25 protein-coding genes are annotated in these 25,987 nt (G+C 67.3%); 12 read left to right on the forward strand and 13 right to left on the reverse strand.

Annotated elements, in window-relative coordinates; genetic code table 11:
• Positions 1-196 precede the first annotated feature (196 nt).
• The 7 genes from ACFWZ3_RS14440 to miaA form a co-directional block, all read right to left on the reverse strand.
• Positions 197-1,489, reverse strand: a complete 1,293-nt coding sequence (locus ACFWZ3_RS14440) for an adenylosuccinate synthase (RefSeq protein ID WP_439708377.1) — start codon at positions 1,487-1,489, stop codon at positions 197-199.
• A 61-nt stretch (positions 1,490-1,550) separates the two neighbouring features.
• A complete protein-coding gene (locus tag ACFWZ3_RS14445; RefSeq protein WP_439701242.1) occupies positions 1,551-1,736 on the reverse strand; it encodes a DUF2065 domain-containing protein in 186 nt (61 codons plus the stop codon).
• A gap of 6 nt (positions 1,737-1,742) precedes the next feature.
• On the reverse strand, positions 1,743-2,606 hold the full coding sequence (hflC, locus tag ACFWZ3_RS14450; protein WP_439708378.1) for a protease modulator HflC: 864 nt from the start codon (positions 2,604-2,606) through the stop codon (positions 1,743-1,745).
• Positions 2,603-3,640 carry an FtsH protease activity modulator HflK gene (gene hflK, locus ACFWZ3_RS14455; RefSeq protein WP_439708379.1) on the reverse strand — a complete coding sequence of 346 codons (1,038 nt, stop codon included), beginning with the start codon at positions 3,638-3,640 and terminating at the stop codon, positions 2,603-2,605. The genes hflC and hflK overlap by 4 nt, the downstream gene beginning before the upstream one ends.
• Before the next feature lie 248 nt (positions 3,641-3,888).
• Positions 3,889-5,223, reverse strand: coding sequence for a ribosome rescue GTPase HflX (hflX, locus tag ACFWZ3_RS14460; RefSeq protein WP_439708380.1), 1,335 nt, complete (start codon positions 5,221-5,223; stop codon positions 3,889-3,891).
• A gap of 165 nt (positions 5,224-5,388) precedes the next feature.
• The gene (gene hfq / locus ACFWZ3_RS14465; protein ID WP_439708381.1) at positions 5,389-5,655 is read right to left on the reverse strand and encodes an RNA chaperone Hfq; all 267 of its coding nucleotides are present in this window, start codon (positions 5,653-5,655) and stop codon (positions 5,389-5,391) included.
• 230 nt (positions 5,656-5,885) lie between these two features.
• Positions 5,886-6,824, reverse strand: a complete 939-nt coding sequence (gene miaA / locus ACFWZ3_RS14470; protein WP_439708382.1) for a tRNA (adenosine(37)-N6)-dimethylallyltransferase MiaA — start codon at positions 6,822-6,824, stop codon at positions 5,886-5,888.
• Between the two features lie 268 nt (positions 6,825-7,092).
• Here miaA and ACFWZ3_RS14475 point away from each other — a divergent pair, with 268 nt between their 5' ends.
• From ACFWZ3_RS14475 to kbl, 3 genes are all read left to right on the forward strand, one after another.
• Entirely contained in the window at positions 7,093-7,335 is a 243-nt protein-coding gene (locus tag ACFWZ3_RS14475) for a hypothetical protein (RefSeq protein ID WP_439708383.1), read from the forward strand.
• Between the two features lie 80 nt (positions 7,336-7,415).
• Positions 7,416-8,450: an L-threonine 3-dehydrogenase gene (tdh, locus tag ACFWZ3_RS14480; RefSeq protein ID WP_439708384.1), complete on the forward strand. Its 1,035-nt coding sequence runs from the start codon at positions 7,416-7,418 to the stop codon at positions 8,448-8,450.
• Between the two features lie 127 nt (positions 8,451-8,577).
• Positions 8,578-9,771 (forward strand): glycine C-acetyltransferase, encoded by a 1,194-nt coding sequence (kbl, locus tag ACFWZ3_RS14485; RefSeq protein ID WP_439708385.1) that lies wholly within the window; start codon positions 8,578-8,580, stop codon positions 9,769-9,771.
• A gap of 34 nt (positions 9,772-9,805) precedes the next feature.
• Here kbl and ACFWZ3_RS14490 read toward each other — a convergent pair whose 3' ends face one another.
• Positions 9,806-10,588: a pseudouridine synthase gene (locus tag ACFWZ3_RS14490; RefSeq protein WP_439708386.1), complete on the reverse strand. Its 783-nt coding sequence runs from the start codon at positions 10,586-10,588 to the stop codon at positions 9,806-9,808.
• A gap of 106 nt (positions 10,589-10,694) precedes the next feature.
• Here ACFWZ3_RS14490 and ACFWZ3_RS14495 point away from each other — a divergent pair, with 106 nt between their 5' ends.
• The 7 genes from ACFWZ3_RS14495 to ACFWZ3_RS14525 are packed head-to-tail and all read left to right on the forward strand — an operon-like array spanning position 10,695 to position 17,407.
• Positions 10,695-11,636: an acyl-CoA desaturase gene (locus ACFWZ3_RS14495; RefSeq protein WP_439708387.1), complete on the forward strand. Its 942-nt coding sequence runs from the start codon at positions 10,695-10,697 to the stop codon at positions 11,634-11,636.
• Between the two features lie 3 nt (positions 11,637-11,639).
• Positions 11,640-12,884, forward strand: coding sequence for an NAD(P)/FAD-dependent oxidoreductase (locus tag ACFWZ3_RS14500; RefSeq protein WP_439708388.1), 1,245 nt, complete (start codon positions 11,640-11,642; stop codon positions 12,882-12,884).
• On the forward strand, positions 12,884-13,654 hold the full coding sequence (locus tag ACFWZ3_RS14505) for a DUF1365 domain-containing protein (protein ID WP_439708389.1): 771 nt from the start codon (positions 12,884-12,886) through the stop codon (positions 13,652-13,654). Before ACFWZ3_RS14500 ends, ACFWZ3_RS14505 begins: the two co-directional genes overlap by 1 nt.
• A gap of 1 nt (position 13,655) precedes the next feature.
• A complete protein-coding gene (locus tag ACFWZ3_RS14510; protein ID WP_439708390.1) occupies positions 13,656-15,011 on the forward strand; it encodes a class I SAM-dependent methyltransferase in 1,356 nt (451 codons plus the stop codon).
• Positions 15,008-15,550 (forward strand): DUF2878 domain-containing protein, encoded by a 543-nt coding sequence (locus ACFWZ3_RS14515; protein WP_439708391.1) that lies wholly within the window; start codon positions 15,008-15,010, stop codon positions 15,548-15,550. The genes ACFWZ3_RS14510 and ACFWZ3_RS14515 overlap by 4 nt, the downstream gene beginning before the upstream one ends.
• Positions 15,537-16,328 (forward strand): DUF1295 domain-containing protein, encoded by a 792-nt coding sequence (locus tag ACFWZ3_RS14520; protein WP_439708392.1) that lies wholly within the window; start codon positions 15,537-15,539, stop codon positions 16,326-16,328. The genes ACFWZ3_RS14515 and ACFWZ3_RS14520 overlap by 14 nt, the downstream gene beginning before the upstream one ends.
• The gene (locus ACFWZ3_RS14525) at positions 16,325-17,407 is read left to right on the forward strand and encodes an SAM-dependent methyltransferase (protein ID WP_439708393.1); all 1,083 of its coding nucleotides are present in this window, start codon (positions 16,325-16,327) and stop codon (positions 17,405-17,407) included. Before ACFWZ3_RS14520 ends, ACFWZ3_RS14525 begins: the two co-directional genes overlap by 4 nt.
• 152 nt (positions 17,408-17,559) lie before the next feature.
• On the opposite strand, the gene ACFWZ3_RS14530 is transcribed toward ACFWZ3_RS14525, so the two are convergent.
• Positions 17,560-18,699 carry an OmpA family protein gene (locus tag ACFWZ3_RS14530; RefSeq protein WP_439708394.1) on the reverse strand — a complete coding sequence of 380 codons (1,140 nt, stop codon included), beginning with the start codon at positions 18,697-18,699 and terminating at the stop codon, positions 17,560-17,562.
• Positions 18,700-19,045: 346 nt separating this feature from the next.
• The gene (locus ACFWZ3_RS14535; protein ID WP_439708395.1) at positions 19,046-20,497 is read right to left on the reverse strand and encodes a bifunctional 2-methylcitrate dehydratase/aconitate hydratase; all 1,452 of its coding nucleotides are present in this window, start codon (positions 20,495-20,497) and stop codon (positions 19,046-19,048) included.
• Between the two features lie 373 nt (positions 20,498-20,870).
• On the opposite strand from ACFWZ3_RS14535, the gene ACFWZ3_RS14540 reads away from it, so the two are divergent.
• A complete protein-coding gene (locus tag ACFWZ3_RS14540; RefSeq protein WP_439708396.1) occupies positions 20,871-21,548 on the forward strand; it encodes a TerC family protein in 678 nt (225 codons plus the stop codon).
• Between the two features lie 38 nt (positions 21,549-21,586).
• Here the strand turns inward: ACFWZ3_RS14540 and ACFWZ3_RS14545 are convergent, their stop codons facing one another.
• The 3 genes from ACFWZ3_RS14545 to prpB form a co-directional block, all read right to left on the reverse strand.
• Positions 21,587-22,444: a hypothetical protein gene (locus tag ACFWZ3_RS14545; protein ID WP_439708397.1), complete on the reverse strand. Its 858-nt coding sequence runs from the start codon at positions 22,442-22,444 to the stop codon at positions 21,587-21,589.
• Positions 22,445-22,639: 195 nt separating this feature from the next.
• Positions 22,640-23,785, reverse strand: coding sequence for a bifunctional 2-methylcitrate synthase/citrate synthase (gene prpC / locus ACFWZ3_RS14550; RefSeq protein WP_439708398.1), 1,146 nt, complete (start codon positions 23,783-23,785; stop codon positions 22,640-22,642).
• Between the two features lie 133 nt (positions 23,786-23,918).
• Entirely contained in the window at positions 23,919-24,806 is an 888-nt protein-coding gene (prpB, locus tag ACFWZ3_RS14555) for a methylisocitrate lyase (protein ID WP_439708399.1), read from the reverse strand.
• A 122-nt stretch (positions 24,807-24,928) separates the two neighbouring features.
• On the opposite strand from prpB, the gene ACFWZ3_RS14560 reads away from it, so the two are divergent.
• Positions 24,929-25,945 carry a MerR family transcriptional regulator gene (locus tag ACFWZ3_RS14560; protein WP_439708400.1) on the forward strand — a complete coding sequence of 339 codons (1,017 nt, stop codon included), beginning with the start codon at positions 24,929-24,931 and terminating at the stop codon, positions 25,943-25,945.
• Positions 25,946-25,987: the final 42 nt, after the last annotated feature.

Here is a 25,987-nt window from a genome sequence, read left to right on the forward strand (position 1 = left end):
AACCTTCGTGTTGATATGGCAACAATCAACATAGAGCTTGAACTATGAGGAATCAACACACCAGTTTAAAAAGACCGGCGCCCCCCCCCTACCGCCAAGGCGTTAGCCGCTGTCGGGCTACCGGGACGATCTGCGCAAAAAGAAAAGCCCGCCGAGGCGGGCTTTTCTTGTCGGACGGGGGCCAGCAGGCGGCCGCTCAGGCGAACGGATCGTCCAGCACGATGGTGTCGTCGCGGTCGGCGCCGGTGGCCACGATGGCCAGGCGGCAGCCGGACAGCTCCTCGACCGCGCGCAGGTAGGCGCGAGCCGCGGCGGGCAGCTTGTTCCAGTCGCGGATGCCGGCGGTGGATTCCTCCCAGCCGGGGAACTCCAGGTAGACCGGCTTGCACTCGGCCCAGCCGTCGGCGTCCAGCGGCGCCAGCTCGCGGCGCTTGCCGCGGTATTCGTAGGCGACGCAGACCTTGATCGACGGCAGGCCGTCCAGCACGTCCAGCTTGGTGATCGCCAGGCCGTTGATGCCGTTGATCTGCACCGCGCGCTTGAGCGCCACCAGGTCGATCCAGCCGCAGCGGCGCGGACGGCCGGTGCTGGCGCCGTACTCGTTGCCCTTCTTGCGCAGCAGCTCGCCCATCTCGTCCTCGAGCTCGGTCGGGAACGGGCCGCCGCCCACGCGCGTGGCGTAGGCCTTGCAGATGCCCAGCACGTAGTCGATGTCGCCCGCGCCCACGCCGGTGCCGGCCAATGCGCCGCCAACGGTGGTGTTGGACGAGGTGACGTACGGGTAGGTGCCGTGGTCGATGTCCAGCAGCGCGCCCTGCGCACCTTCGTACAGGATGTTGCCGCCCTCGGCGCGCACGTCGTGCAGGATGGTGGCGACGTCGTCGACCATCGGACGGATGTACTCGCCCCAGGCCAGTGCGTCGTCGAGCACCTTCTGGTAGTCGACCGGCTCGGCCTTGAGCCACTGGGTAAGGATGAAGTTGTGGTACTCGACCGCGGCCTTGATCTGCGCCGGCAGCTCGTGCGGGTACATCAGGTCCGCCACGCGGATCGAGCGACGCGCGACCTTGTCTTCGTAGGCCGGGCCGATGCCGCGGCCGGTGGTGCCGATCGCGCCCTTGCCGGCGGCGGCCTCGCGCGCCTTATCCACGGCGATGTGGTAGGGCATGATCAGCGGCGTTGCCGGACTGATCTTCACGCGCGAGCGCACGTCCACGCCGTTGCCTTCGAGCTCGGCGATTTCTTCCATCAGCGCCGCCGGCGAAAGCACCACGCCATTGCCGATCAGGCACAGCGCGTCGTCGCGCAGGATACCCGAGGGGATCAGGTGCAGTACCGTCTTCTTGCCCTTGATCACCAGCGTGTGGCCGGCATTGTGGCCGCCCTGGAAGCGCGCCACGGCACTGACCCGCTCGGTCAGCAGGTCGACGATCTTGCCTTTGCCCTCGTCGCCCCACTGGGCTCCAAGGATGACGACTGACTTGCCCATGAAAGTTCTCGCTCGTTGGGTGCTCCCGCGGGAGCCGTGAGTGTGGGAAACAGGAAAAGCTTCAGCGCACCAATTGCAGGACGGCGAGCCCCGCCACCACCGCCACCGCGCCGAACACGCGCAGCGTGCGCGGCGAAAGCTCCAGCGCCTGGCGCACCATCGACTGCCAGTGGCGCGGCGCAGCGAACAGCATCAGGCCTTCGAGCACCAGCACCAGGCACAGTGCCACGGACAGTTCGTGCGGCATCGATTTTCAGCGCTTGGCGCTGTCCTGGAAATAACGCAGCAGTTCGGAATCCGGCTTGAGCACCAGCGTGCCATGGCCATCGGCGAAACCGGTCTTGTACGCCGAAAGGCTTCGATAGAACGCGAAGAACTCCGGGTCCTGGCCATAGGCGCCCGCATAGATCGCGGCCGCCTGCGCGTCGCCCTGGCCACGCACGGCAGCCGCGTCGCGCTCGGCGTCGGCACGCAGCACCTGGCCCTGGCGGTCGGCGTCGGCGCGGATCTTTTCCGCCTGTTCCTGGCCGGTGTAGCGCAGTTCGTTGGCCAGTTGCAGGCGCTCGGCGCGCATGCGCTTGTAGACCGATTCGCTGACTTCCTCCGGCAGGTCGATGCGCTTGATGCGCACGTCGGCCACGGCGATGCCCAGGTTCTTGCGGGCGGCGGCATCGGTCTGCTTGCGCACGCGCTCGGTGATGTCCTTGCGGCCGCCGGCAATCAGGTCCTGCAGGCTGCGCGAGTTGAATTCGAAGCGCAGCGCGTCCTTGACGACCGGGCTCAGCCGCTGTGCCGCCTGGTTGGCGTCGCCGCTGGTGGCGCGGTAGTAGGCGGCGTTGTCGGCGATACGCCACTTCACGTAGAAGTCGACGTTGACGCTCTTCTTTTCCGAGGTGAAGTAACGCTCCGGCGGCGCGTCCAGGCCCTGGATACGGCTGTCGAAACGCATGACCTGCTGGATCAGCGGCGCCTTGAAGTGCAGGCCGGGCTGGTAGTCGGTCTGCACGATGCGGCCGAACTGCAGCAGCAGCGCGCTCTGCCCCTCGCGCACCACGAAAGCGCTGTTGAGGCCCAGCAGGACCAGCAGGACGACGATCACGGCCCAGACGATCTTCATGGCTGGCTCCCCTTGTCGCTGGCGTCATCGGTGGTGATGGCGGCCGCGGCCGGGCTCGCCGACGCGGCCGGCGGCAGGTTGATGATGGTGCGGCCGTTGGAACCGTCGATGACCTTGCGATTGCCGGCCATCACCTGCTCCATCGTTTCCAGCCACAAGCGCTTGCGGGTGACTTCGGGAGCGGCCTTGTATTCCTTCAGCAACAGGCTGAAGCGCTCGGCATCGCCCTTCGCGCGGGCGATGCGCTCGGCCTTGTAGCCGGCCGCTTCGGCGGCGATGCGGGAGGCGTCACCACGCGCCACCGGCACCACCTTGTTGGCGTAGGCCAGTGCGTTGTTCTCGATGCTCTGCTTGTCTTCGCGCGCCTTGTTGACGTCGTCGAAAGCGTCCTTGACCTCGGCCGGCGGCGCGACGTTCTGGAAGCTAACGGCGGTCACCTGCAGGCCGCAGTGGTAGCTGTCCAGGGTCTTCTGCAGCGCCTGGCTGGCCTCGCCGACCAGCGCGGCACCCTCGCCGGAGAGGATCGTGTCCATGTCGCTGCGGCCGATCACCGAGCGCACGGCGGCCTCCGAGGCGGCGGCGATGGTGTCTTCCACGTCGTCCACCGCGAACAGATAGGCGCGCGCATCGTTCACTTGGTACTGCACGGTGAAGTCGATGGTGATGATGTTCTCGTCGCGGGTCAGCATGCGCACGCTGTCCTGCAGCGAGCGCACGCGGGTGGTTTCGACCTTGGTGACGGTCTCCACCGGCTGCGGCAGCTTGAAATGGAAACCGGGCGGCAGCGTGCGGCTGTACTGGCCGAAACGCAGCACGACGCCAGCCTGGCGGGCATCGACGATCGTGTAGCTGCTCAACAGCAGCCAGGCCAGCACCAGCGCGAGCACGATCGTGATGATGCCGCCGGGGCCGCCGTGCTTGCCCAACCGGGCGCGCAGACGCTGGAAAACATCGTCCAGTCCGTTGCCATTGCTGCCGGGGCGCTTGCTGTTCCAGGGATCGCGCTGGCCGTTGCCGGGTTCGTTCCAGGCCATTTCAGTCTCCTTGGGACAAGCGGCAGGCCGGCGGGACGAGCCGGTGAATGCATTGCGGAATCAGGGTCATGGAAACGCGGCGTCGAGGTCGGGGATGGGTGAACCGCGGCACGCCGCGATCGATCTCGGTGCGGGCGGAGCAAACGCCGCACAAACGCCGGTTAGTCTAGCAGAGGTGAATTGGGGCGTGGCTCCAGCTTTCCCCGGTCGACCCGCATCTCCTTAGCAGGAGACGGCGACCGAAGCGCTCAGGGGACGTCGGGCGACCCGAGCACGCCCCGCAACAACGCCGCATCCTGCGGATGGCCGCCGCCCAGCGGCGCGATCACGCTGCGCGGCGCATCGATCTGCAGGCGCCACCCGTGCTCGTCCACTGATTCTTCGGCGATGGCGCCGGCGGCGCGCAGGCGCGCGTGCAGGCGACCGGCCGACAGCGGCAGTTGCAGTTCGGTCTGCACGCGTTCGCCGCCGAGCAATTCGCCCAGCGCCTGGCGCAGCAGGTCCAGCCCCTCGCCGGTGCGGGCGGAGAGCCAGACCTGGGTCGGCCGTCCCTCGCCATCGCGCACGATCCGCGGCTCGGTGCCCGCGCGCGTCCCTTCCTCGCCTTCGCGCAGCATGTCGATCTTGTTCATGACATGCAGTTGCGGCACGTCACCAGCGCCAATCTCCTCGAGCACACCGTCGACCACCCGGTGCAGGCGCACGCGTTCCTCGTCGGCGGCATCGCTGACGTGCAGCAGCAGGTCGGCATCGCGCGCTTCGGCCAGCGTGGCGCGGAAGGCGGCGACCAGGTCGTGCGGCAGCTCACGGATGAAGCCGACGGTGTCGGCGAGCACGGCCGGCCCGCAGGAAAGATCCTCGATCTTGTGCACCGTCGGATCGAGCGTGGCGAACAACAGGTTCGCCGCGAACACCTCGCCCTCAGTCAATACATTGAAAAGCGTCGACTTGCCGGCATTGGTGTAGCCGACCAATGCCACCCGCGGCACCGTGTTGCGCAGGCGCGCACGGCGCTGCTGGGTGCGCTGCACCTGCACCTTCTCCAGGCGTTTGGTGAGCATCTTCACGCGCTCGCCGAGCAGGCGGCGGTCGGTTTCCAACTGGGTTTCGCCGGGGCCGCGCAGGCCGATGGCACCGCCGCGCTGGCGCTCAAGATGCGTCCAGCCACGCACCAGGCGGGTGGCCAGGTGCTTGAGCTGCGCCAGCTCCACTTCGAGTTTGCCCTCGTGCGAGCGCGCACGCTGGGCGAAGATGTCCAGGATCAGCCCGGCGCGGTCGACCACGCGCACGGCGAGCAGCTTTTCCAGGTTGCGTTCCTGCACCGGCGTGAGCAGGTGATCGACCAGCACCACGTCGGCTTCGGTCGCGCGCACGGCCTCGGCCACCTCTTCGGCCTTGCCGGTACCGATGTAGTAGCGGGGATTGGGATCTTCGACACGCGCGGAAACGCTGGCGAGCACCTCGGCACCGGCCGAACGCACGAGCTCGGCGAATTCCTCCGCGCGGCGGGCGGCGTCGCCCTCGCCGCGGGCGTGCGGCAGGACCAGCACGGCGCGCTCGCCCTTCTTCTGTCTATCGAACACTGGGTTGGCGTGGCCTGTGGGAACGGGTTCGCGCCATCGACGGTGCGACGGCGCGGGGCCGGCATTGTATGCCCATCAGCGCGCAGCCGTCGGCAAAGGCGCCACGGGCCCTGGCCGCCGGCGGGCCAGACAGCCCGCCAGCGGCGCGTGGAACCATCCGTGGGTTCAGTCTTCGCCCTCGGCGGGCGCGTGGTTGTCGACGTGGCCTTCGTGGCCATTGCCCATGCGCACGTTGCGGCTGGGCACGACGGTGGAGATGGCGTGCTTGTAGACCATCTGGCTCACCTGGTTGCGCAGCAGCACCACGAACTGGTCGAACGACTCGATCGTTCCCTGCAGCTTGATGCCGTTGACGAGATAGATGGCCACTGGAACGCGCTCACGGCGAAGTGCGTTGAGAAACGGATCCTGCAAAGACTGCCCTTTGGACATGTTGTTGTACCCCCTCGCGAACCTTCGCGGGCCGGAGAAAAGACGCGCGCGTGGCGGCCGGCCCAAGTCGCCGCGATCTTAACCGCTTTTAAATGGCGGGCGGAAGCTCGGGAACCACGACGTGCGTCGCGGCATCGCCGGCCGCTCCGTCGGAACCCGGTGAACGGGCAATGGCGAAGTGCTGGCTGAGGCCCGCCCTCGAGCGCGTCTTCCGAGGAACCAAGCGGACGCTACAGGAACAGATCCAACGCACCACACGCGAGGTCGAGCAGGCACGGCCGGTCCGGGTCCAGCGCGCGCGCGTCAAGCTCCGCCCGCAGCCAGGTGATCTGCCGTTTGGCCAGCTGACGGGTGGCGAAAATGCCTCTGTCGCGAAAGGTGGCCGCATCGGTGGCGCCATCCAGGTGCTCCCATGCCTGGCGGTAGCCGACGGCGCGCAGCGCCGGCAGATCCGGGTCGAGGTCACCGCGCGCACGCAAGGCGCGTACTTCGTCCAGAAAACCGGCTGCCAGCATGGCGTCAAAACGCTGTGCGATGCGCGCGTGCAACTGGCCGCGGTCGGCAGGCAGGAGCGCCAGCTTGAGCACGCGCCAGGGAAAGCGCTCGCCGCTGCCACCGGTCTGCTGTTCGGAGAGCGGCCGTCCCGTCAGCTCGATCACTTCGAGCGCGCGCTGGAGGCGTTGCGCGTCATTGGGGCCAATGCGCGCCGCCGCCGCGGGGTCGTGGGCCGCCAGCCGCGCGTGAAGCGCGGGCCAGCCATGCGTCGCCGCTTCTTCGGCAAGCCGCGCACGGATGTCTGGCGCCGCGTCCGGCAGCGCCGAAAGGCCGCGCTGCAGGGCGCGGAAATACAGTCCGGTGCCGCCTACCAACAGCGGAACTCCACCCTGGGCATGGATGCGTGCCATGGCGGCGAGCGCGTCGGTGCGGAAGTCGGCGGCCGAATACGGCTCGGACGGGTCGCGCAGGTCCAGCAAGGCATGGGGATGACGGACCAGCGTGGCCGCATCGGGCTTTGCCGCGCCCACATCCAGCCCGCGATAGACCAGCGCCGAATCCACGCTCACCAGTTCCAGCGCGAAGCGTTCGCGCAGCGCGCAGGCCAGCGCCGTCTTGCCCGACGCGGTCGGACCCATCAGGAAAACGGCAAGCGGTCGGGCATCGGCAGGCATCGGCTCATTGTACCGGCCGCCTTGCGGCGGCTACGGGGTCGGCGCCGGACGGGAACAAATCCCTCATCCGGCAACTTGACGGATTTCGATGAGGTACACCCGGTCTGTCGGCACAGGGGCCTCGCGGCCGGGACGGTCCGAAGTCAAAACAACGTGAAACCCATCACGCCATGGGTGATAATCGGCCTACCGCCCTATGCCACGACTTGCCCGCGACCTTGCACGGGCTCACCATCGGGGTACGGCACAGCCACATAGAATTCACGCGATGGCGCACCGAATCGATGCGGAACACGACCAGGACGGCGGGCACGCCGTCGTCATGCTGCGACCCGGCGCGTCCGCACCACGCATCCGCCCGGCAGCCCAGCCCCAGCCTTCGCACCCGACACGGCAAACCCCGGCACCGGGCCGCAAGCCGATCTGGGACAAGGACAACTTCGGCTTCTGGCTGACGGTCTGCATTCTCATCAGCCTGATCTTCTCGATCGTCTGGCGCGCCCTCGGCTGAGTGCACGGCCGCTCCCGCGGCAAGGTCCTATAATCGTCCGCTTCCCCGCCCGCCCACGCGGGCCAGACGATGGTGGTCCCATGCCGCAGACGATGAAAGCCCTGGTCAAGCGCAAGCCCGAACAGGGCATCTGGATGGAAGAGGTGCCGGTTCCCCAGATCGGCCCCAACGAGGTGTTGATCAAGGTTGAGAAAACCGCCATCTGCGGCACCGACCTGCACATCTACAAGTGGGACGAATGGTCCCAGCGCACGATTCCCCAGGGCCTGACGATCGGCCACGAGTTCGTCGGCCGCATCGCCGAGCTCGGCAGCGCGGTGACCGGTTACAAGGTCGGCGACCGCGTCTCGGCTGAGGGTCACATCGTCTGCGGCCATTGCCGCAACTGCCGCGCTGGTCGCCAGCACCTGTGCCCCAACACGGTGGGCATCGGGGTCAACCGCAACGGCGCCTTCGCCGAGTACGTGGCGGTGCCGGCCTCCAACCTGTGGCCGATCCCTGACCAGATCCCGAGCGAACTGGCCGCCTTCTTCGACCCCTACGGCAACGCGGCGCACTGCGCGCTGGAATTCGACCTGATCGGCGAGGACGTGCTGATCACCGGCGCCGGCCCGATCGGCGTGATCGCCGCGGGCATCGCCAAGCACGTCGGCGCGCGCAACGTGGTGGTCACCGACGTCAACGACTACCGGCTCAAGCTCGCCGCCGACATGGGTGCGACCCGCGTGGTCAACGTGTCCAATCAGTCGCTCAAGGACGTGGTCAAGGACCTGCACATGGAAGGCTTCGACGTTGGCCTGGAAATGAGCGGCAACCCGCGAGCCTTCAACGACATGCTCGAGGTGATGTACCACGGCGGCAAGGTCGCCATGCTCGGCATCATGCCGCGCGGCGCAGGCATCGACTGGGACAAGGTGATCTTCAAGGGTCTCACCCTACAGGGCATCTACGGCCGGCGCATGTACGAGACCTGGTACAAGATGACCCAGATGGTGCTGACCGGCTTCCCGCTGCAGAAGGTGCTGACCCACCAGATCGCCATCGACGATTTCCAGAAGGGTTTCGACCTAATGGATGCGGGCCAGTGCGGCAAGGTCGTCTGCTCCTGGACCTGAGCCTGGGCCGCCTGCCCGACCACCCGACTCACCTTTGACCGGGCCTCATTCCCGTTTTCGCGGGAATGACGCCGCGGCGACGTTGAAACGAGCGCTCTGCCGCCCCTCCCCGAGACTGGAGACCACCGTGACCTACACCGCCCGCGACCGCTACGCCGCCGAACTGGACTCCATCCGAGACCAGGGCCTGTTCAAGGGCGAGCGCATCATCGTTTCGCCGCAGTCTTCGGAAATCACGCTGGCCAATGGCCGCAAGGTGTTGAACTTCTGCGCCAACAACTACCTGGGCCTGGCCGACCACCCCGACGTGATCGCCGCGGCCAAGGAAGCGCTGGACACGCACGGCTTCGGCATGGCCTCGGTGCGCTTCATCTGCGGCACACAGGACCTGCACAAGCAGCTGGAAGCGAAGATCGCCGAGTTCTTCGGCACCGAGGATACCATTCTCTACGCCGCCTGCTTCGACGCCAACGGCGGCCTCTACGAGCCGCTGCTGGGCGAGGAGGACGCGATCATCTCCGACGCGCTCAACCATGCCTCGATCATCGACGGCATCCGCCTGTGCAAGGCCAAGCGCTTCCGCTACGGCAACTGCGACATGGCGGACCTCGAGAAGCAACTGCAGGCCGCCGATGCCGCCGGGGCGCGCACCAAGCTGATCACTTCCGACGGTTCGTTCTCGATGGACGGTTTCATCGCGCCGCTGGACCAGATCACCGCACTGGCGAAGAAGTACAACGCGATGGTGCACATCGACGAGTGCCATGCCACGGGCTTCCTGGGCGCCACCGGCCGCGGCTCGGCCGAGGTGCACGGGGTGATGGACCAGATCGACATTTTCACTGGCACGCTGGGCAAGGCGTTGGGCGGCGCCCTGGGCGGCTTCACCACCGGGCCGAAGGAAGTCATCGAGTTGCTGCGCCAGCGCTCGCGCCCGTATCTGTTCTCCAACTCGCTGCCGCCGCACGTGGTCGCCGCCGCAATCAAGGTCTTCGACATGCTGGTGTCCGCCGGCGAGCTGCGCACGCGCGTGCAGGAGAACACCGCCTACTTCCGCAAGGCGATGACCGAGGCCGGTTTCGACATCAAGCCAGGCGTGCACCCGATCGTGCCGGTGATGATCTACGACGCGCCCAAGGCGCAGGCGATGGCGGCGGCGCTGCTGGAAGAAGGCATCTACGTCACCGGCTTCTTCTACCCGGTGGTGCCGCAGGGCCAGGCCCGCATCCGCACGCAGATGAGTGCGGCGCACACGCGCGAGCACCTGGACCGGGCGATCGCGGCGTTCACCAAGATCGGCAAGCAGCTCGCCGTGATCTGATCTTTCGGAGCCCTCTCCCCGCAGTGGAGAGGGCTCAGATCCGGCCGCCAGTGGCTCGGGTTCTCACGCGCAGCGCCTGGACTTCTTCCACGGCCAGGTGACGCCACTGACCTTTCGGCAGGTCGCCGAGCGTGAGCCGGCCGATGGCCACGCGTACCAGCCGCAGCACGCCGATGCCGTGGGCCTCCAGCAGGCGGCGGATGTGCCGGTTGCGTCCCTCGTCCAGCACGATTTCCAGCCAGGCGTTCTTCTCGCCCGCACGCAGCAGGGCGGCCCGTAGCGCGGCCAGCCGTTCGCCGTGGTCGACCACGCCCTCGCCAAGGCGTGCCAGCAGTGCCGCATCGGGCACGCAGCCGACCTGTACGTGGTAGGTCTTCTCCTGGTGGGTCGCCGGGTCGGTGATGCCCGCCGCCCAGGCGGTGTCGTTGCTCAACAACAGCAGGCCCTCGCTGGCCTTGTCCAGCCGTCCGACCGCGCCCAGCCACGGTAGGCCGGCCTGGGCCAACGCATCGTAGACCGTGGCGCGGCCTCGCTCGTCCGACGCGCTGACTACCAGGCCGCGCGGCTTGTTGAACATCACGTACACCGGCGCGGCCTGGCCGATCGGCTGGCCATCTACAGTAATGCCGCCCTGCCCCGGCGCCGTCGGATGCTCCGGGTCGCGCACCACGCGACCGCCCACCGCCACCCGGCCGGCGCGTATCCACTGCTCCGCCTGGCTGCGCGAGCACACGCCGCGTTTGGACAGGACCCGCGCCAATCCATAACGGGGACCGGTGGGAGCGGAAGCAGACGAAGGGCGGTGGGGCGCGGGCATCGTGGAAGCGTATCGACCGGGCCGGAAAACCGGCAAGCGGTTTGGTGCATCCGCCTGCGCGGCTCGTCCGTATTCACATGGGCAAGACGCATCGACAGGGCCACCCATGAACGACACCGCCGAAGCTGTTCCCGGATTCACCCGACGCCTGGCGACCGGCCTGCTGCGCTGGTTCGATACCCGTGCCGTCGAGGCGGCCGATGACGACCGCATCGACTGGGCCCGCGTGTTGCCCTTCATCGGCATGCACGTGGCCTGCGTCGGCGTGGTGTGGGTAGGTTTCTCCTGGTTCGCGTTCTGGGTAGCGCTGGCGCTCTACGCCATACGGATGTTCGCGGTGACCGCGTTCTACCACCGCTATTTCTCCCACCATGCCTTCCGCGCCTCGCGTGGCGTGCAGTTCGTGTTCGCCGTGATCGGTGCAAGCGCGGTCCAGCGCGGTCCACTGTGGTGGGCCGCGCACCACCGCAACCATCATCGCCACGCCGACACCCCGGCCGATGTGCACTCGCCGGTCCAGCACGGTTTCTTCCGCAGCCACGTCGGCTGGTTCCTGAGCCGCAACGGTTTTCGCACGGACTGGAAAGTCATTCCTGACCTCGCGCGCTTTCCCGAGCTGCGCCTGCTCGACCGCTTCGACCTGCTGGTGCCGGTGGCGCTGGCGGTGGGCCTGTACCTGCTCGGTGCCTGGCTGCGTACGGCCCACCCGGAACTGGGGACGGACGGCCCGCAACTGCTGGTGTGGGGTTTCTTTGTCTCGACCATCGTGCTGTTCCACGTCACCGTGACGATCAACTCCCTGGCTCACCGCTTCGGCAGCCGGCGTTTCGTCACGCGCGACAACAGCCGCAACAACTGGCTGCTGGCGCTGCTCACCTTCGGCGAGGGCTGGCACAACAACCACCACTTCTTCCCCGGGTCGGCGCGGCAGGGCTTTCGCTGGTGGGAGGTGGACCTGACTTTCTATCTGCTCCGGTTGCTTGCGCTGTTCGGCGTCGTGCGCGAGCTCAAGGCCGTTCCCGCTGGTTTCAAGCGCGGCGGTGGTTGAACCATGCGCATTGCAGTCATCGGATCGGGCATCGCCGGCATGGCCAGTGCGTGGCTGCTTTCGCGCCGGCACGAGGTCACGCTGTACGAGGCCAACGCCTATATCGGCGGGCACACCCACACGCACGACGTCACGCTGGGCGGGCGCAACTACGCGGTGGATACCGGCTTCATCGTCTTCAACCGGACGCATTACCCGCTGTTGAGCCGCCTGTTCGACGAACTGGAAGTGCTCACGCAGCCGACCACGATGAGCTTCGCGGTGCATGACGAGCGCAGCGGGCTCGAGTACGGTGCCGCGTCGCTGCGCACGCTGTTCTGCCAGCGACGCAACCTGGTGTCGCCACGCTTCCACGGCATGGTGCGCGACATCGTCCGTTTCTATCGCGAGGCGCCCGCGCTACTGGAGCAGGACGGCGAGGGCCCGACGCTGGGCGACTATCTCGACGCCCATGGCTACGGGGCGATGTTCCGCGACGACCATCTGGTGCCGATGGCCTCAGCGCTGTGGTCCTCGCCTTCGCGGCAGATCCTCGCCTTCCCTGCCAAGTACCTGGTCACCTTCATGGCCAACCACCAGATGCTGCAGGTGGAAGGCCGGCCGCAGTGGCGCGTGGTCAGCGGCGGTTCGCGCCGCTACGTCGACACACTACGCTCGCGCTGGCAGGTTCGCGAGCGCCTGGCCTGCCCCGTGCTGGCCGTGCATCGGCCGGCGGTCGGTGGCGTGGAGGTGCAGAGCCTCGCCGGATCCGAGCGCTTCGACCAGGCCGTGCTGGCCTGCCACAGCGACCAGGCCCTCGCCCTGCTGGCCCAGCCAAGCCCGGCCGAACGCGAGCTGCTGGGCGCGATCACCTACCGCTCCAACGATACGGTGCTGCACACCGATACGCGCCTGCTGCCACGGCGGCGCAGCGCGTGGTCGGCCTGGAACGCGCTGGTGCCGCGCGACCGCGACGACGCGTGCACGGTCACTTACTGCATGAACCTGCTGCAGTCCATCCGTGCCCCCCAGACGTTCTGCGTGTCGCTCAACTGCACCGACCGTATCGACCCGGCGAAAGTCCTGCGCCGACTGAGCTACGCGCACCCCGAATACACCCACGCCTCAGTCGCGGCGCAGCGGCGCAAGGCGGACATCCAAGGCACCGACCGACTGTGGTACGCGGGCGCCTACTGGGGTTGGGGCTTCCACGAAGACGGCATGCGCAGTGCAGTGGCCGTAGCCGAAGCGCTGGGGGTGCGCTGGTAATGGGCGCGCCCCTGGCCAGTGCGATCTACGAGGGCTGGGTGCGCCATCGGCGCCACGCGCCGCGGCCGCATGCGTTCCGCTATCGCATCGCGCTGCTTTACCTGGACCTGGGCGAGTTGCCCCGATTGTTCCAGGGCCGCTGGCTGTGGTCGTACGGTCGTACCAACCTGGCCCAGTTCCGCCGCAGCGATTACCTCGGCCCCGTCGAGCTGCCGCTCGACGAGGCGGTGCGCCGACGCGTGGCCGAACACACCGGCCGGCGCCCCGAGGGGCCCATCCGCCTGCTCACGCATCTGCGCTACGCCGGTCACTGCTTCAACCCGGTGAGCTTCTACTACTGTTACGGCGCCGATGGCCACACGCTCGAGGCGATCCTCGCCGAGATCACCAACACGCCTTGGAAAGAACGCCACGCCTACGTGCTGCCACTGGCCGAGGCCGAACGGCACGGCCGCGTATGCGCATGGCGCTTCGCCAAGACCTTCCACGTATCCCCGTTCATGCCGATGGCGCGCGGCTACGACTGGCGCTTCTCCGAGCCGGCTGAAGTCCTGCGGGTGCACATGAACGTGCTGCGCGACGGCGGCCGCGACTTCGACGCCACGCTCGTGCTCCAGCGCCGTCCCTTCGACGGCACGCAGCTGGCACGCGTGCTGTGGCGCTTCCCGCTGATGACCCTGAAGGTCGTCGCCGCCATCCACTGGGAGGCGCTGAGGCTCTGGCTCAAGCGCAACCCGGTTTACGACCATCCACGCCACCACGGGACCTGACATGGATCTGGAACTGAATTCGTCCGAACAGCGCACCGTCGATGGCGTCGTCGATCCGCCCCGCTACGCGGACGTGGCCCCGGTCGCGAAGCTGCCTCGTCCGTCCGCGCCCGTCGGGTATGGCCGATTCGACCGCGCGCTGCGTTCGCGTCTGCTGGGACAGATGGCGCAACTGCAAGGCGCGCGCGTCGTGATCGTCGATGCACTCGGCCGCGTGGAACTGGGGCGGCATGCCGATGGCGAAGTCCCGCTTCGCGTGCAGGTCCACGTGGACGATCCGCGCTTCTATCGCCTGGTCGCCGCCAACGGAAGCGTGGGGGCCGGCGAGGCCTACATGGAGGGCCTGTGGCGCTGCGACGATCTCGTGGCGCTGATCCGCGTCATGGTGCGCAACCGTGACCTGCTCGACGGCATGGAAACCGGCGTGGCGCGCCTGGGTGGCTGGGCGCTCAGGGCCTGGCACGCGCTCAACCGCAACACCAGGCAGGGCAGCCGGCGCAACATCGCCGCGCACTACGACCTGGGCAACACGCTGTTCGACCTTTTCCTCTCAGACGACCTAATGTATTCGTCGGCGATCTTCGCGCACGAGGATGAGCCGCTCGAGGTCGCCTCACTGCGCAAGCTCCAGCGTATCTGCGACAAGCTCGCGCTCGGTCCCGATGATCACGTGCTGGAAATCGGCAGCGGCTGGGGCGGCTTCGCGCTGCACGCGGCCACCCAGCATGGCTGCCGCGTCACCACCACCACGATCTCGCAGGAACAGTACGACCTGGCCTGCGAGCGCGTGCAGGCTGCCGGGCTGGGCGACCGGGTCACCGTGCTGCTGCAGGACTACCGCGAACTGCGCGGCCGGTACGACAAGGTGGTTTCAATCGAAATGATCGAGGCGATCGGTGCGGCCTACATGCCGACGTACTTCGCCACCATCACGCGACTGCTGAAGGACGACGGGCAGGCGCTCATCCAGGCCATCACGATCGAAGACCATCGCTACGCGAGGGCATTGAAGTCAGTCGATTACATCAAGCGCTACATTTTCCCGGGCAGTTTCATTCCCGCGGTCAGCGCCATGCTCGAGGCCGCACGACAGGCGAGTGACCTGCGCCTGTTCCACCTGGAAGACATAGGGCCAAGTTACGCGCTGACGCTCAAGCACTGGCGCAAGCGCTTCCTGGCCAAGCGCGACCACGTGCTGGCGGCCGGTTACGACGAACGCTTCGTGCGCATGTGGGAGTTCTACCTGGCCTACTGCGAGGGCGGGTTCCGCGAGCGCTCCATCGGCGACGTGCAGATGCTGCTCACCCGGCCCGGCTGCCGGCGCGAGTCCTACCTGCCGGACCTGGGGCCGCGATGAACCCCTGGCTCAACGCCATCGGCTACCAGGCGGTCTGGATGGCCGCGGTCTGGGGCGCCTCGCACCAGCGGGCCTGGCTCGGCCCGCTGGTGCTGCTCCCGTTCGCGCTGATCCATCTGCGCGGGCGCGACGGGCGGCTGGACGCGTGGCTGCTGCTGGCCGCCGCGGGCGCGGGCACGGCGCTCGATTCGCTCTATGCAGCGACCGGCACCATTGCCTACGCATCGCCCTTCCCTACCGCCCATGCCGCGCCGCCGTGGATCATCGCCCTTTGGGCGGCCTTCGCGCTGACGCTGCGGCACAGCCTGCGCTTCCTGCAGGGGCGCTGGCTGCTGGCGATGGTGTTCGGTGCCGTCGGCGCGCCGCTGGCCTACTTCGCCGCGGCCCGCGGCTGGCGGGCGGTCAGCTTCCCGCAGGGCCCGGTGGCGGCCATCGGCGCACTGGCGCTGGGCTGGGCACTCATCCTGCCGTTGCTCGTACGCCTGGCGATGCTCATTGAAGCCCAACCACGTCCGCAGGCAAAACATGTCCACGGCTGAACTCTTGCACCCGCCTGGCTGGGTCTGGGCGGCGAGCGCCATCGCGATGGGTCTTGGCTGGCTGGTCCAGCGACGCACGCGCAACGCAGGCATCGTCGACGCGATCTGGACGGCGGGCATGGGCGGCAGCGCGCTCTACTACGCCGCGATGGGCGAAGGACTGCCGGACCGCCGCCTGGCCTTGGCGTTGCTCGGCAGCCTGTGGGCGGCGCGCCTGGGATTGCACCTGGGCCTGCGCATCCTGGGCGAAGCGGAAGATGGCCGCTATCGCCATCTGCGCCGGCACTGGCACGACGACCAGCGGAAATTCTTGCTGTTCTTCCAGGCACAGGCGCTGCTGGTAGCCCTGTTCTCGCTGCCGTTCCTGGCGGTGGCCGCCAACCGCGCTCCGTGGTCGGGCTGGGACGGGGCCGCCGTCGCGGTGTGGCTGGTGGCCATGATCGGCGAGAGCCTGGCCGACCGCCAGCTCGCACGCTTCCGCGCCGACCCGGCGAACCACGGCCTCACCTGCCGTCAGGGCCTGTGGCGCTACTCGCGCCACCCCAACTATTTCTTCGAATGGCTGCAGTGGTTCGCGTACCTGCTTCTGTCGGTGGGTTCGCCGCTGTGGTGGCTGGCGCTGCTGGGGCCGGTGCTGATGCTGGCCTCGCTGTACTGGATCACCGGCATTCCGTTCACCGAGGCACAGGCGCTGCGCAGCCGCGGCGAGGACTACCGCGACTACCAGCGCCGCACCAGCCCCTTCTTCCCCTGGTTTCCCAAGGATCCTTCGCCATGACCGAGAGCCTCGCGCTCGACACTCCCGCCGCTGCCGTTCCCGAGCGCGGCCTGATCCATCTCGCCGAGCGCGGGCTGGTTCCCGATGCCGTGCTGCGGCTGGGCATCCGGCGCCTGTGCGCGCAGCGGCTTCGGGAGGAGCGACAGGGCGGCACCGAGGCGAGCTGGGAACGCTTCCGCGCCCTGCTGGACGAATTGCGCCACAGCCCGCTGGCACTGCACACGGACGCGGCCAACGCCCAGCACTACGAACTGCCGCCCCCTTTCTTCCAGCTCTGCCTCGGTCCGCGGCTGAAGTACTCGAGCTGCTACTACCCGCTCGGCACCGAAAGCCTTGAGCAGGCCGAAGAGGCGATGCTCGGGCTCTATGGCGGCCGCGCGCAGCTGGCCGACGGGCAGGACATCCTGGAGCTGGGCTGCGGCTGGGGCTCGCTGACGTTGTGGATGGCCGAACGCTATCCCGGCTCACGCATCACTGCCGTGTCCAACTCGCGCCTGCAACGCGAACACATCCAGGCGCGCTGCCGCGAGCGCGGGCTGCACAACGTGACGGTGGTTACCTGCGACGTCAACCGACTGGCATTCGACGCTGCGACCTTCGATCGAGTCGTGTCGGTCGAGATGTTCGAACACGTGCGCAATTACCACCGCCTGTTCGAGCGGATCGCGCAATGGCTGCGGCCTGACGGCAAGCTGTTCGTGCACATCTTCTGCCATCGCGAACTGATGTACCCGTTCGAGACCGCCGGCGGCGACAACTGGATGGGGCGGCACTTTTTTACCGGCGGATTGATGCCCGCGGCCGACACGTTCCTGCATTTCCAGGATCACCTTGCCCTCGAGCACCAGTGGCGCCTTCCCGGCACCCACTACCAGCGCACCGCGAACGCCTGGCTGGATCGCCAGGATGCCAACCACGGGCAGGTCCTGCGCGTGCTGGCCGAGGCCTATGGGAAGGCGGCCGCGCCGCTTTGGCACCAGCGCTGGCGCATGTTCTGGATGGCCTGCGCGGAGCTGTTCGGCTACGACAACGGCAACGAGTGGCTGGTGGGCCATTACCGTTTCAGCCGGCGCGGCTGAGCGTTTGCGGCGCGGGCTTCAGCCGACGCCCCGGCCTCTTCCTTCGAAACCTTCGGTTGGGCGGGAGCCCAGCCTGCGGTTGATGTCTCAAGCGCGATACAAAAGAAAAGCCCGGCTTGCGCCGGGCTTTTCCTGTTGCGTTGCAGTTCCGGTTACTGCTGGACCTGCAGCTCCGTGCGGCGGTTGCGCGCGCGGCCTTCGTTGGTGTCGTTGGTGTCGATCGGATCGGCTTCGCCGTGGCCGATCGGGCCTTCCAGACGGCTGGCATCGATGCCGTGGGCGGTCAGGTAGTCGTACACGATCTTCGCACGACGCTCCGACAGCGCCTGGTTGTAGGCGTCGGTACCGACCGAGTCGGTGTAGCCGGCGACGGTCACGTGCACCTGCGGGTAGCGCTGCAGGGTGTCGACGGCCTGGTCGAGGATGGCCAGCGAGTCGGAGGTCGGCTCGGCCAGCGCCTTGCTGATGTCCATCTCGCCCTTCGACGGACGGTCGAACTTGAAGTTGACGCCACGCAGGTCGATCACGACCTTCTGCGGGCAACCGTCCGGACCGACGATGGTGCCGGCGGCGGTAGCCGGGCACTTGTCTTCGCAGTCGTTCACGCCGTCGTTGTCGCTGTCCTGCGTGGAGCAGTCATTGGCCGGCGGGGGCGGCGGCGGAGCAGCTGCCGGCTCCGGCGCAGCCGCCGGCTCGCCAAAGCGCGAGACGATGCTGAAGCCCAGGAACCAGTCGCCGTAGCCGTCTTCCGTCGGCTGGCTCTTGTCGTCCCAGTCGTAGCGGTAGCCGGTCTCGATACGGATGTCCGAGCTTTCCGCGACGGTCTTGGACACGCCCACGCCCAGTTCGGCCGCCGGCGCCCAGCCGTGCTCGGCCGGATTCTTGTGGTAGCTGCCCATCACGCCAGCGAGCACGTACGGACGCCAGGCGTTCCAGTCGCCGGCGTAGAAACGCGCGGCCACACCGTAGTTGGTGTTCGACCAGTTGCTGCCGCCCACCGCGGTATCGCGATCGCGGTTGGTGCGATCGATGAAGAGGTCGATCGAAGCGTTCGGAGCGATGAAACGACCGACGCCCAGCCCGTAATAGAACTGGCGGCTGTTGGTGTTGCGATCGGTGTCGTTGTAGTAACCGCCAAAGGTCGGGGCGATATACCAACGGCCGTCATAATCGCCGGTGGTACTCATCGGCGCGGTGTCGGCCGCGGTGTCAGCGGTATTGTCCTGCGCGTGAACGGCACCTACGCCGCCCAGGGCCAAGGCAATAAGGAAATACAAGCCCTTACGTTTCATCAGGTGTCTCCTTCATTTATTGGTTTTCGCAGCCGTTTCACCTCATACGGACCGCGCGTCAAACTCACTTTGACTTCCGGAAGCTTGAGCCGCCCCCTCGCTTTATGTCCCTACGGGCAAGCGGCACGAGTGTAGCAAAACCGTTAAGCCGTTCTCACAACGGCGCGGGTTCCCCGGTGAGGCGTTGTTCAGCAAAGCCTCCGCATCCATTGCCACCCGAATGGCGTGGAACTGGCGTGAATACGCGAAAACCCGGCCACTGGGACCGGGTTTTCGGGGGTGTGTGCATTACAGGCGCCAGCCTGCTTTCATCGCACCGCAATAGCTATTGCGGGGCTAATTGTGGTTAAAGCGTGAAAAGCGCGAGGAAATGCTGGATCGGCATGGCATCCAGCGCCGCCGGATCGGCGGTCGCCTCCAGAATGGCCTTGACCCGATGCGCAGGCAGGTGCCCGCGCAGCGCCGCCTCGAACTTCTTCAGCAGCACGGGGATACCTTCTGGGCGGCGCTTGCGGTGGCCGATCGGGAAATCGATCGACACCTTCTCGGTGGACGAGCCGTCCTTGAAGAACACCTGTACCGAATTGCCGATGTAACGCTTGTCTGGGTCGAAATAATCCTTGGTGAACTGCGGGTTCTCGCGCACTTCCATCTTGCCGCGCAGCGCGTCGATGCGCGGGTCGGACGCGACCTCGTCGTTGTAGTCCTCGGCAGTGAGACGGCCGAAGATCAGCGGTACCGCCACCATGTACTGGATGCAGTGGTCGCGATCGGCGTAATTGGCCAGCGGGCCGGTCTTGTCGATGATGCGCACGCCCGCTTCCTGCGTCTCGATCACGATCTTCTCGATCTGGTCGAGCTTGCCGGCGACCTGCGCGTGCAGCTGCATGGCGCACTCCACGGCCGTCTGCGCATGGAATTCGGCCGGGAAGCTGATCTTGAACAGCACGTTCTCCATCACGTAGCTGCCGAAGGGCCGCTCGAACTCGAACGCGTTGCCCTTGAAGGCAACGTCGTAATAACCCCAGGTCTTCGCACTGAGCGCCGACGGATAACCGACCACGCCGCGATAGACCGCATTGATCGCGTGGGTCACGGCGCGACGGCAGGCATCGCCCGCAGCCCAGCTCTTGCGCGGCCCGGTGTTCGGCGCGTGGCGATAGGTGCGCAGCGCGCCGTTGTCGATCCAGCTGTGCGACACGGCGGTGGTGATCTGCTCCTTGGAGCCGCCGAGCATCGCCGTGGACACGGCGGTGGATGCCAGGCGCACCAGGATCACGTGGTCCTGGCCGACGCGGTTGTAGCTGTTCTTCAGCGCGTAGCAGCCCTGGATCTCGTGTGCCTTGATGGCGTAGCCGAGCACGTCGCGCACGGTGAATGGCTGGCCACCCTCGCGTTCGGCCTTGCGGCTGAGGTAATCGGCGACCGACAGGATCGCGCCCAGGTTGTCCGACGGGTGGCCCCACTCGGCCGCCAGCCAGGTGTCGTTGAAGTCCAGCCAGCGGATCTGCGTGCCGATCGCGAAGGCGCCCTGCACCGGATCGAGCTCGTGGCTGGTGCCCGGCACGCGGGTGCCGCCCGGCAGCGTGGCGCCCGGCACCATGGGGCCCAGGTGCTTGACGCACTCGGGGAACTTCATTGCCAGCATGGCGGTGCCCAGCGAGTCCAGCAGCATGTAACGGGCGGTGTCGAAGGCCTCCTTGGACTCGATCCGGTAGTCGGCCACGTAGTTGGCGATGTCGACCATCGGCTGGTCGGGATCGGGGCGAACGGCGGAGCGGATGTCGTGGGCACTCATGGAGGGCTTCTCGCGGGAGGAAAAACCGCCATTGTATCCGGCCGGCCGCGTGGCCGCCTCCTCTGTCTGCAAGAGTGCACCCGTGCGCGACCGCCATGTGCGGCTGTCTGGAGACGGCAGTCGCGCACGGGTGCGCTCCTACAGCTTTCTGCTTGACCGCCGCGGGCGTCGCCCTCGACAATCGCCGCACACCCAAAGGGGAGTAGTTCCGGCGCCGCGGTTTTCGTGCGGTGCCGTGCGGTGATCGTCATCACGGACGCCTTCGCGTCCCGGTCACGCCGGCGAGGTCCCTCGCGAACGAGACTTTTGCGGTGGTGTCGGGCCTCTGCGCGTGTCCGCCGCCATCGCCATGAGTCACGCGCGGGAGTTCTGCATGGACATCAGCGGTACCGATTTCGTCTCCGGCCTCCTGGCCATCATCCTGCTCGACCTCGTGCTCGCCGGCGACAACGCGATCGTGATCGCGCTGGCCGCGCGCAACCTGCCCAAGGCCCTGCAGAGAAAAGCGGTGTTCTGGGGCACCTTCGGTGCGGTGGCGGTGCGCGTGGCATTGACCGCGGTCGTGGTCTATCTGCTCAAGTTGCCCGGCCTCATGCTTGCCGGCGGCCTGCTGCTGTTGCCGATTGCGTGGAAGCTGATCAAGCCGGAAGCGGAAGGCGGCCATGAGGTAAGCGCAGCCGACAGCTTCTGGGCCGCGCTGCGAACGATCGTGGTGGCCGACGCCCTGATGGGCCTGGACAACGTACTGGCGATCGCCGGTGCGTCCAAGGGCCACCTGGGTCTGGTCGTGCTGGGCCTGCTCATCAGCGTGCCGCTGGTGGTGTGGGGCTCGACGCTCATCCTCAAGCTCATCGAGCGCTTCCCGGCGATTGTCTACATCGGCGCTGGCGCAATTGCCTGGACGGCGGGCCGCATGATCGCGCACGACCACCTGCTACGCGCGTGGTTCGACGCCCACCCCTGGTATGGCTACATGCTGGACTTCCTGTTGATCGCGCTGATCTGTGGCGGCGGCTGGCTGGTTCAGCGCCGCCGCGCCAGGGCCGGCTGACACGAAGGGCCGCGACCGCACCCGGTCGCGGCCCTGCCTTACCAGCGCAGCTTGACGAAAGCGGATGGCCCGCTGAGCGTCATGTCGAGGTCGGCGTCGTAGGCACTGCGGTTCCAGTGCAGCTTGATCTGGCTGTAACCGTATTCCAGCCCGAAGCCGAGGTTCTCCAGCGGCAGCCATTCCAGGCCCAACGCGGCGTTGTAGATATGCCCGCTGATGCGGCCGCCGTTCTTGCGCACGCCCGAGGCGTCCAGGTACATGCGCCACTGGTCGTTGTACAGGTGTCGCCAGCCCAGCTGCAGCATGGGCGCCCAGGCGCTGTCGTTGCTGCCCGTGGCGACCGATACCGTTTGCTCGCCTCCCTGCCCCAGGTCGTAGGCACCCTCACCCACCAGTTCGGTCTTCACGCGGTACCAGCCCGCGCCCAGGCCAACGCCGTAGGCATCGTTACCCTCGCCGAACCACCAGCGCCAGGCGACGCTGCCGAAGTCGAAATCCAGTTTGGCGCGCACGTCGGCGTTGGCGCTGTAATCCACACCGTCGTAGCTGATGTCGCGTGCAAGCGTCTGATGGCTGGCGCGGTCGATGCTGTAGTAGTCCAGCGCCAGGCCCTGATGCTCGCCGAACAGGAAGTCGGCGCGCACGCGCGGCACGGTCTTGTTCTTGTCGAAGCCCAGGTCGTCTTCGAGGTTGATGGTGCCGCTGAGCGTGTCGCTCGGATCGGCCATCCGGACGTCCGTGTCCACGCTGGCGTAGTAACCGCCCAACCGCACACTGGCACGGTCGAGGATGGACGCGTCCTGCGCCATGGCGGTGGTGCTCGCGAGGACGAGCGGAACCAGGACAAGGCCTGCGCCGAGCGCGGGCCGCGAGGGATGCTTTGCGGGATGTCGCATGCTGGGCTCTCTCCGGGGATCTCGGGCCATGGTAGCCAGCGCCCCCGTCGACAGGCCGTGGATGGTGCAGCGGTGATGTGGTGTGGATCGTCCCCTTCGGGTACGGCCAAGGCGCTTCGTTCCCGCGACATTCCCGCGCACCCGGCACCTCACCCAAACCCTCTCCCCGATGGGGAGAGGGCTCCCAGGCAGGCGTCAGCGCTTTTCGATCGGCACGTACGTCTGGTCTTCCGGCCCGGTGTAGTTCGCGCTCGGGCGGATGATCTTGCCGTCCTGACGCTGCTCGATCACGTGTGCGCTCCAACCGGAGGTGCGCGCGATGACGAACAGCGGCGTGAACATCGCGGTCGGCACGCCCATCATGTGGTAGGCGCTGGCCGAGTACCAATCGAGGTTGGGGAACATCTTCTTGAGGTCCCACATCAGCTTCTCGATGCGCTCGGACACGTCGAACAGCGTCGGGTTGCCGCCCTCGGTGCAGAGCTTGCGCGAGATTTCCTTGATGATCTCGTTGCGCGGATCGGACACGGTGTACACCGGATGGCCGAAGCCGATGATGATTTCCTTCTTCTCCACGCGTGCGCGGATGTCCGCTTCAGCCTGGTCGGCGTCGCGGTAGCGGGCGATGATCTCCATCGCCACCTCGTTGGCGCCGCCGTGCTTGGGACCGCGCAGCGCGCCGATCGCGCCGGTGATGGCCGAATACATGTCCGAGCCGGTGCCGGCGATCACGCGCGCGGTGAAGGTCGAGGCATTGAACTCGTGCTCGGCGTAGAGCACCAGCGACTTGTCCAGCGCCTGCGCGTGCAGTTCGCTCGGTGCCTTGCCGTGCAGCACGTGCAGGAAGTGCGCGGCGATCGAGTCGTCGTCGGTCTGCGTCTCCACGCGCTTGCCGTTGTGGCTGAAGTGGTACCAGTACAGCAGCATCGAGCCGAAGCTCGCCATCAGGCGGTCGGCGATGTCACGCGCGCCGGTAAGGTTGTGGTCCTCCTTCTCCGGCAGCACGGTGCCCAGCACCGAACAACCGGTGCGCAGCACGTCCATCGGGTGGGTCGCGGCGGGCAGCAGCTCCAGCGCACCCTTGACCGGCGCCGGCAGGCCACGCAGGCGCTTGAGCCTGGCCTTGTAGTTCTGCAGCTCGGTCCAGTTGGGCAGCGTGCCGTACACCAGCAGGTAGGCCACTTCCTCGAAGCAGCCCTTGGCGGCCAGGTCGTGGATGTCGTAACCGCGGTAGTGCAGGTCGTTGCCGCTGCGGCCGACCGTGCACAGCGCGGTGTTGCCGGCCGCGACGCCGGACAGCGCGACGGATTTCTTGGCCTTGGGGAGGACTTGCTCGGTCATCGGGTGTCTCCTGAGGTGCAGGTGGTGTTCCGTGTCTTGTTTTCGCAGGAGCCCGCTTGCGGGCGATGCGCCCCTAGCCGGTCAAGCAAGGGTGTCGCCCGCAAGCGGGCTCCTGCGAAGGCGGGGGTGGTTTTCAGCCTTTCTTCGCGAACAGCGCGTCGAGCTTCTGCTCGTAATCGTGGTAGCCGATGCGCTCGTACAGTTCTTCGCGCGTCTGCATCTGGTCGATCACGTTGCGCTGGTGGCCGTCGCGGCGGATCGACTCGTACACGTTCTCGGCCGCTTTGTTCATGGCGCGGAAGGCGGACAGCGGATAGAGCACGATGCCCACGCCCGCGGTGCGCAGTTCGTCCACGCTGAACAGCGGCGTCTTGCCGAACTCGGTGATGTTGGCCAGGACCGGCACTTTTACCGCGTCGACGAAGCGGCGGTAGGTCGGCAAGTCGTAGGCGGCCTCGGCGAAGATGCCGTCGGCGCCCGCTTCCACACACTTGATGGCGCGCTCGATGGCGGCATCGACGCCGTCCACCGCGATGGCGTCGGTGCGGGCAATCAGGAAGAAGTCCGGATCGGTCTTGGCGTCGGCAGCGGCCTTGACGCGGTCGGCCATCTCGCCGGTGCTGACGATTTCCTTGCCCGGGCGATGGCCGCAACGCTTGGCGCCGACCTGGTCCTCGATGTGGCAGGCGGCCGCGCCGAACTTGATCAGGCTCTTGACCGTGCGCCCGATGTTGAACGCGCTCGGGCCGAAGCCGGTGTCGATGTCCACCATCAGCGGCAGGTCGCACACGTCGGTGATGCGGCGCACGTCGGTGAGCACGTCGTCCAGCGTGTTGATGCCCAGATCCGGCAGCCCCAGCGAGCCGGCCGCGACGCCGCCGCCGGAGAGGTAGATCGCGCGATAGCCGGCGCGTTTGGCCAGCAGTGCATGGTTGGCGTTGATCGCGCCGATGACCTGCAGGGGCTGTTCTTCGGCCAGCGCGGCGCGGAAGCGGGCGCCGGGAGATGCGGTGGGGGACATGGAAGGCTCCGCGGGAAAAGCGCCATTTTAGCGCACCGCCCGCCCTGCCCCCTGTCCGGGGGCTTGACCCTCACGTAACGTGAGGCCGGAACCTGCCGGCACGCACCGAGGAGACCCTGCCCATGCCGCTGACCGTCGGCGAGCTTGCCCGCCGCTGCGGACTGACCGTCCGCACGCTGCACCACTACGACGCCATCGGCCTGCTCAAGCCCTCGCTGCGCTCCGATGCCGGTTACCGCCTTTACGACCGCGCCAACGTGGAACGCCTGCACCGTATCCAGGCACTACGCCAGCTCGGCCTTTCCCTGGCCGACATCGGAACCGTCCTGTCCGGACCCGAGCAGCCGCTGGCCGAGGTCATCGACCGCCAGATCGCCCAGCTCGATCAGGAACTCGCGCAGGCCACCCGGCTGCGCGGGCGGCTGGTCGCGCTGCGCGGACAGCTCGCCGCCGGACAGTCCCCCGACCTGGCCGACTGGCTGGACACGCTGGAACTGATGACCATGTACGAGAAGTACTTTTCGCCGGAAGAACTGAAGCAGTTGCCGATGCACCACGACCGCGACGCGCAGGCCGAGTGGCAGGCGCTGGTGGCCGCGGTGCAGGCAGCGGTCGACCGGGGCGCGCGACCTGAAGACCACGACGCCCAACTACTCGCGCTGCGCTGGATGCAGACCCTGCAGCGGGATACCGCGGGCAATCCGGATTTCCTGCTGCGGCTCAACGCGATGCACGAAAGCGAGCCAGGAATGGTGGCGCTGTCCGGAATCACGCCGGCGCTGAAGCAGTTCGTCGAGCAGGCGATCGTGGAGGCCCGGCTGGCGATCTATGCGCGTTATCTGGAGCCGCAGGAACTCGCGTTCATGCGCGAGCACTACCGCGAGCAGATGTACGCCTGGCCGTCGCTGATCGCCGAATTGCGCAAGGCGATGGATACGGGGGTTTCGCCCGCGTCGCCCGAGGTGCAGGCGCTGGCGCGGCGCTGGATGGCGATGTTCCGCACCTACGCCGGCGATGATCCGGCCACGCATGCGCGCATTCGCGAGGCGAACATGAAGGAGCCGGATCTGATGAACGGGACGTGGGTGGATGAGGCGCTGCTGGCTTATCTCAGGGAGGCGATGCGCGCGGCGTCCTGACGTTTCCAGGCACTCGCACGAGGAGCGCTTGCCGCGAGAGTG

This window comes from Frateuria sp. GZRR35, assembly GCF_051900415.1.
GTDB lineage: Bacteria > Pseudomonadota > Gammaproteobacteria > Xanthomonadales > Rhodanobacteraceae > Frateuria_A.

Coding starts and splice junctions, on each gene's coding strand:
- prpB (WP_439708399.1), bottom strand. CDS start 24,806: ATGTCCCCCACCGCATCTCCCGGCGCCCGCTTCCGCGCCGCGCTGGCC.
- ACFWZ3_RS14505 (WP_439708389.1), top strand. CDS start 12,884: ATGGGCGCGCCCCTGGCCAGTGCGATCTACGAGGGCTGGGTGCGCCAT.
- ACFWZ3_RS14490 (WP_439708386.1), bottom strand. CDS start 10,588: ATGCCCGCGCCCCACCGCCCTTCGTCTGCTTCCGCTCCCACCGGTCCC.
- ACFWZ3_RS14500 (WP_439708388.1), top strand. CDS start 11,640: ATGCGCATTGCAGTCATCGGATCGGGCATCGCCGGCATGGCCAGTGCG.
- ACFWZ3_RS14515 (WP_439708391.1), top strand. CDS start 15,008: ATGAACCCCTGGCTCAACGCCATCGGCTACCAGGCGGTCTGGATGGCC.
- ACFWZ3_RS14560 (WP_439708400.1), top strand. CDS start 24,929: ATGCCGCTGACCGTCGGCGAGCTTGCCCGCCGCTGCGGACTGACCGTC.
- ACFWZ3_RS14475 (WP_439708383.1), top strand. CDS start 7,093: ATGGCGCACCGAATCGATGCGGAACACGACCAGGACGGCGGGCACGCC.
- ACFWZ3_RS14510 (WP_439708390.1), top strand. CDS start 13,656: ATGGATCTGGAACTGAATTCGTCCGAACAGCGCACCGTCGATGGCGTC.
- hfq (WP_439708381.1), bottom strand. CDS start 5,655: ATGTCCAAAGGGCAGTCTTTGCAGGATCCGTTTCTCAACGCACTTCGC.
- ACFWZ3_RS14540 (WP_439708396.1), top strand. CDS start 20,871: ATGGACATCAGCGGTACCGATTTCGTCTCCGGCCTCCTGGCCATCATC.
- ACFWZ3_RS14520 (WP_439708392.1), top strand. CDS start 15,537: ATGTCCACGGCTGAACTCTTGCACCCGCCTGGCTGGGTCTGGGCGGCG.
- ACFWZ3_RS14495 (WP_439708387.1), top strand. CDS start 10,695: ATGAACGACACCGCCGAAGCTGTTCCCGGATTCACCCGACGCCTGGCG.
- ACFWZ3_RS14445 (WP_439701242.1), bottom strand. CDS start 1,736: ATGCCGCACGAACTGTCCGTGGCACTGTGCCTGGTGCTGGTGCTCGAA.
- tdh (WP_439708384.1), top strand. CDS start 7,416: ATGCCGCAGACGATGAAAGCCCTGGTCAAGCGCAAGCCCGAACAGGGC.
- ACFWZ3_RS14525 (WP_439708393.1), top strand. CDS start 16,325: ATGACCGAGAGCCTCGCGCTCGACACTCCCGCCGCTGCCGTTCCCGAG.
- ACFWZ3_RS14440 (WP_439708377.1), bottom strand. CDS start 1,489: ATGGGCAAGTCAGTCGTCATCCTTGGAGCCCAGTGGGGCGACGAGGGC.
- ACFWZ3_RS14530 (WP_439708394.1), bottom strand. CDS start 18,699: ATGAAACGTAAGGGCTTGTATTTCCTTATTGCCTTGGCCCTGGGCGGC.
- miaA (WP_439708382.1), bottom strand. CDS start 6,824: ATGCCTGCCGATGCCCGACCGCTTGCCGTTTTCCTGATGGGTCCGACC.
- ACFWZ3_RS14535 (WP_439708395.1), bottom strand. CDS start 20,497: ATGAGTGCCCACGACATCCGCTCCGCCGTTCGCCCCGATCCCGACCAG.
- ACFWZ3_RS14545 (WP_439708397.1), bottom strand. CDS start 22,444: ATGCGACATCCCGCAAAGCATCCCTCGCGGCCCGCGCTCGGCGCAGGC.
- hflC (WP_439708378.1), bottom strand. CDS start 2,606: ATGAAGATCGTCTGGGCCGTGATCGTCGTCCTGCTGGTCCTGCTGGGC.
- hflK (WP_439708379.1), bottom strand. CDS start 3,640: ATGGCCTGGAACGAACCCGGCAACGGCCAGCGCGATCCCTGGAACAGC.
- prpC (WP_439708398.1), bottom strand. CDS start 23,785: ATGACCGAGCAAGTCCTCCCCAAGGCCAAGAAATCCGTCGCGCTGTCC.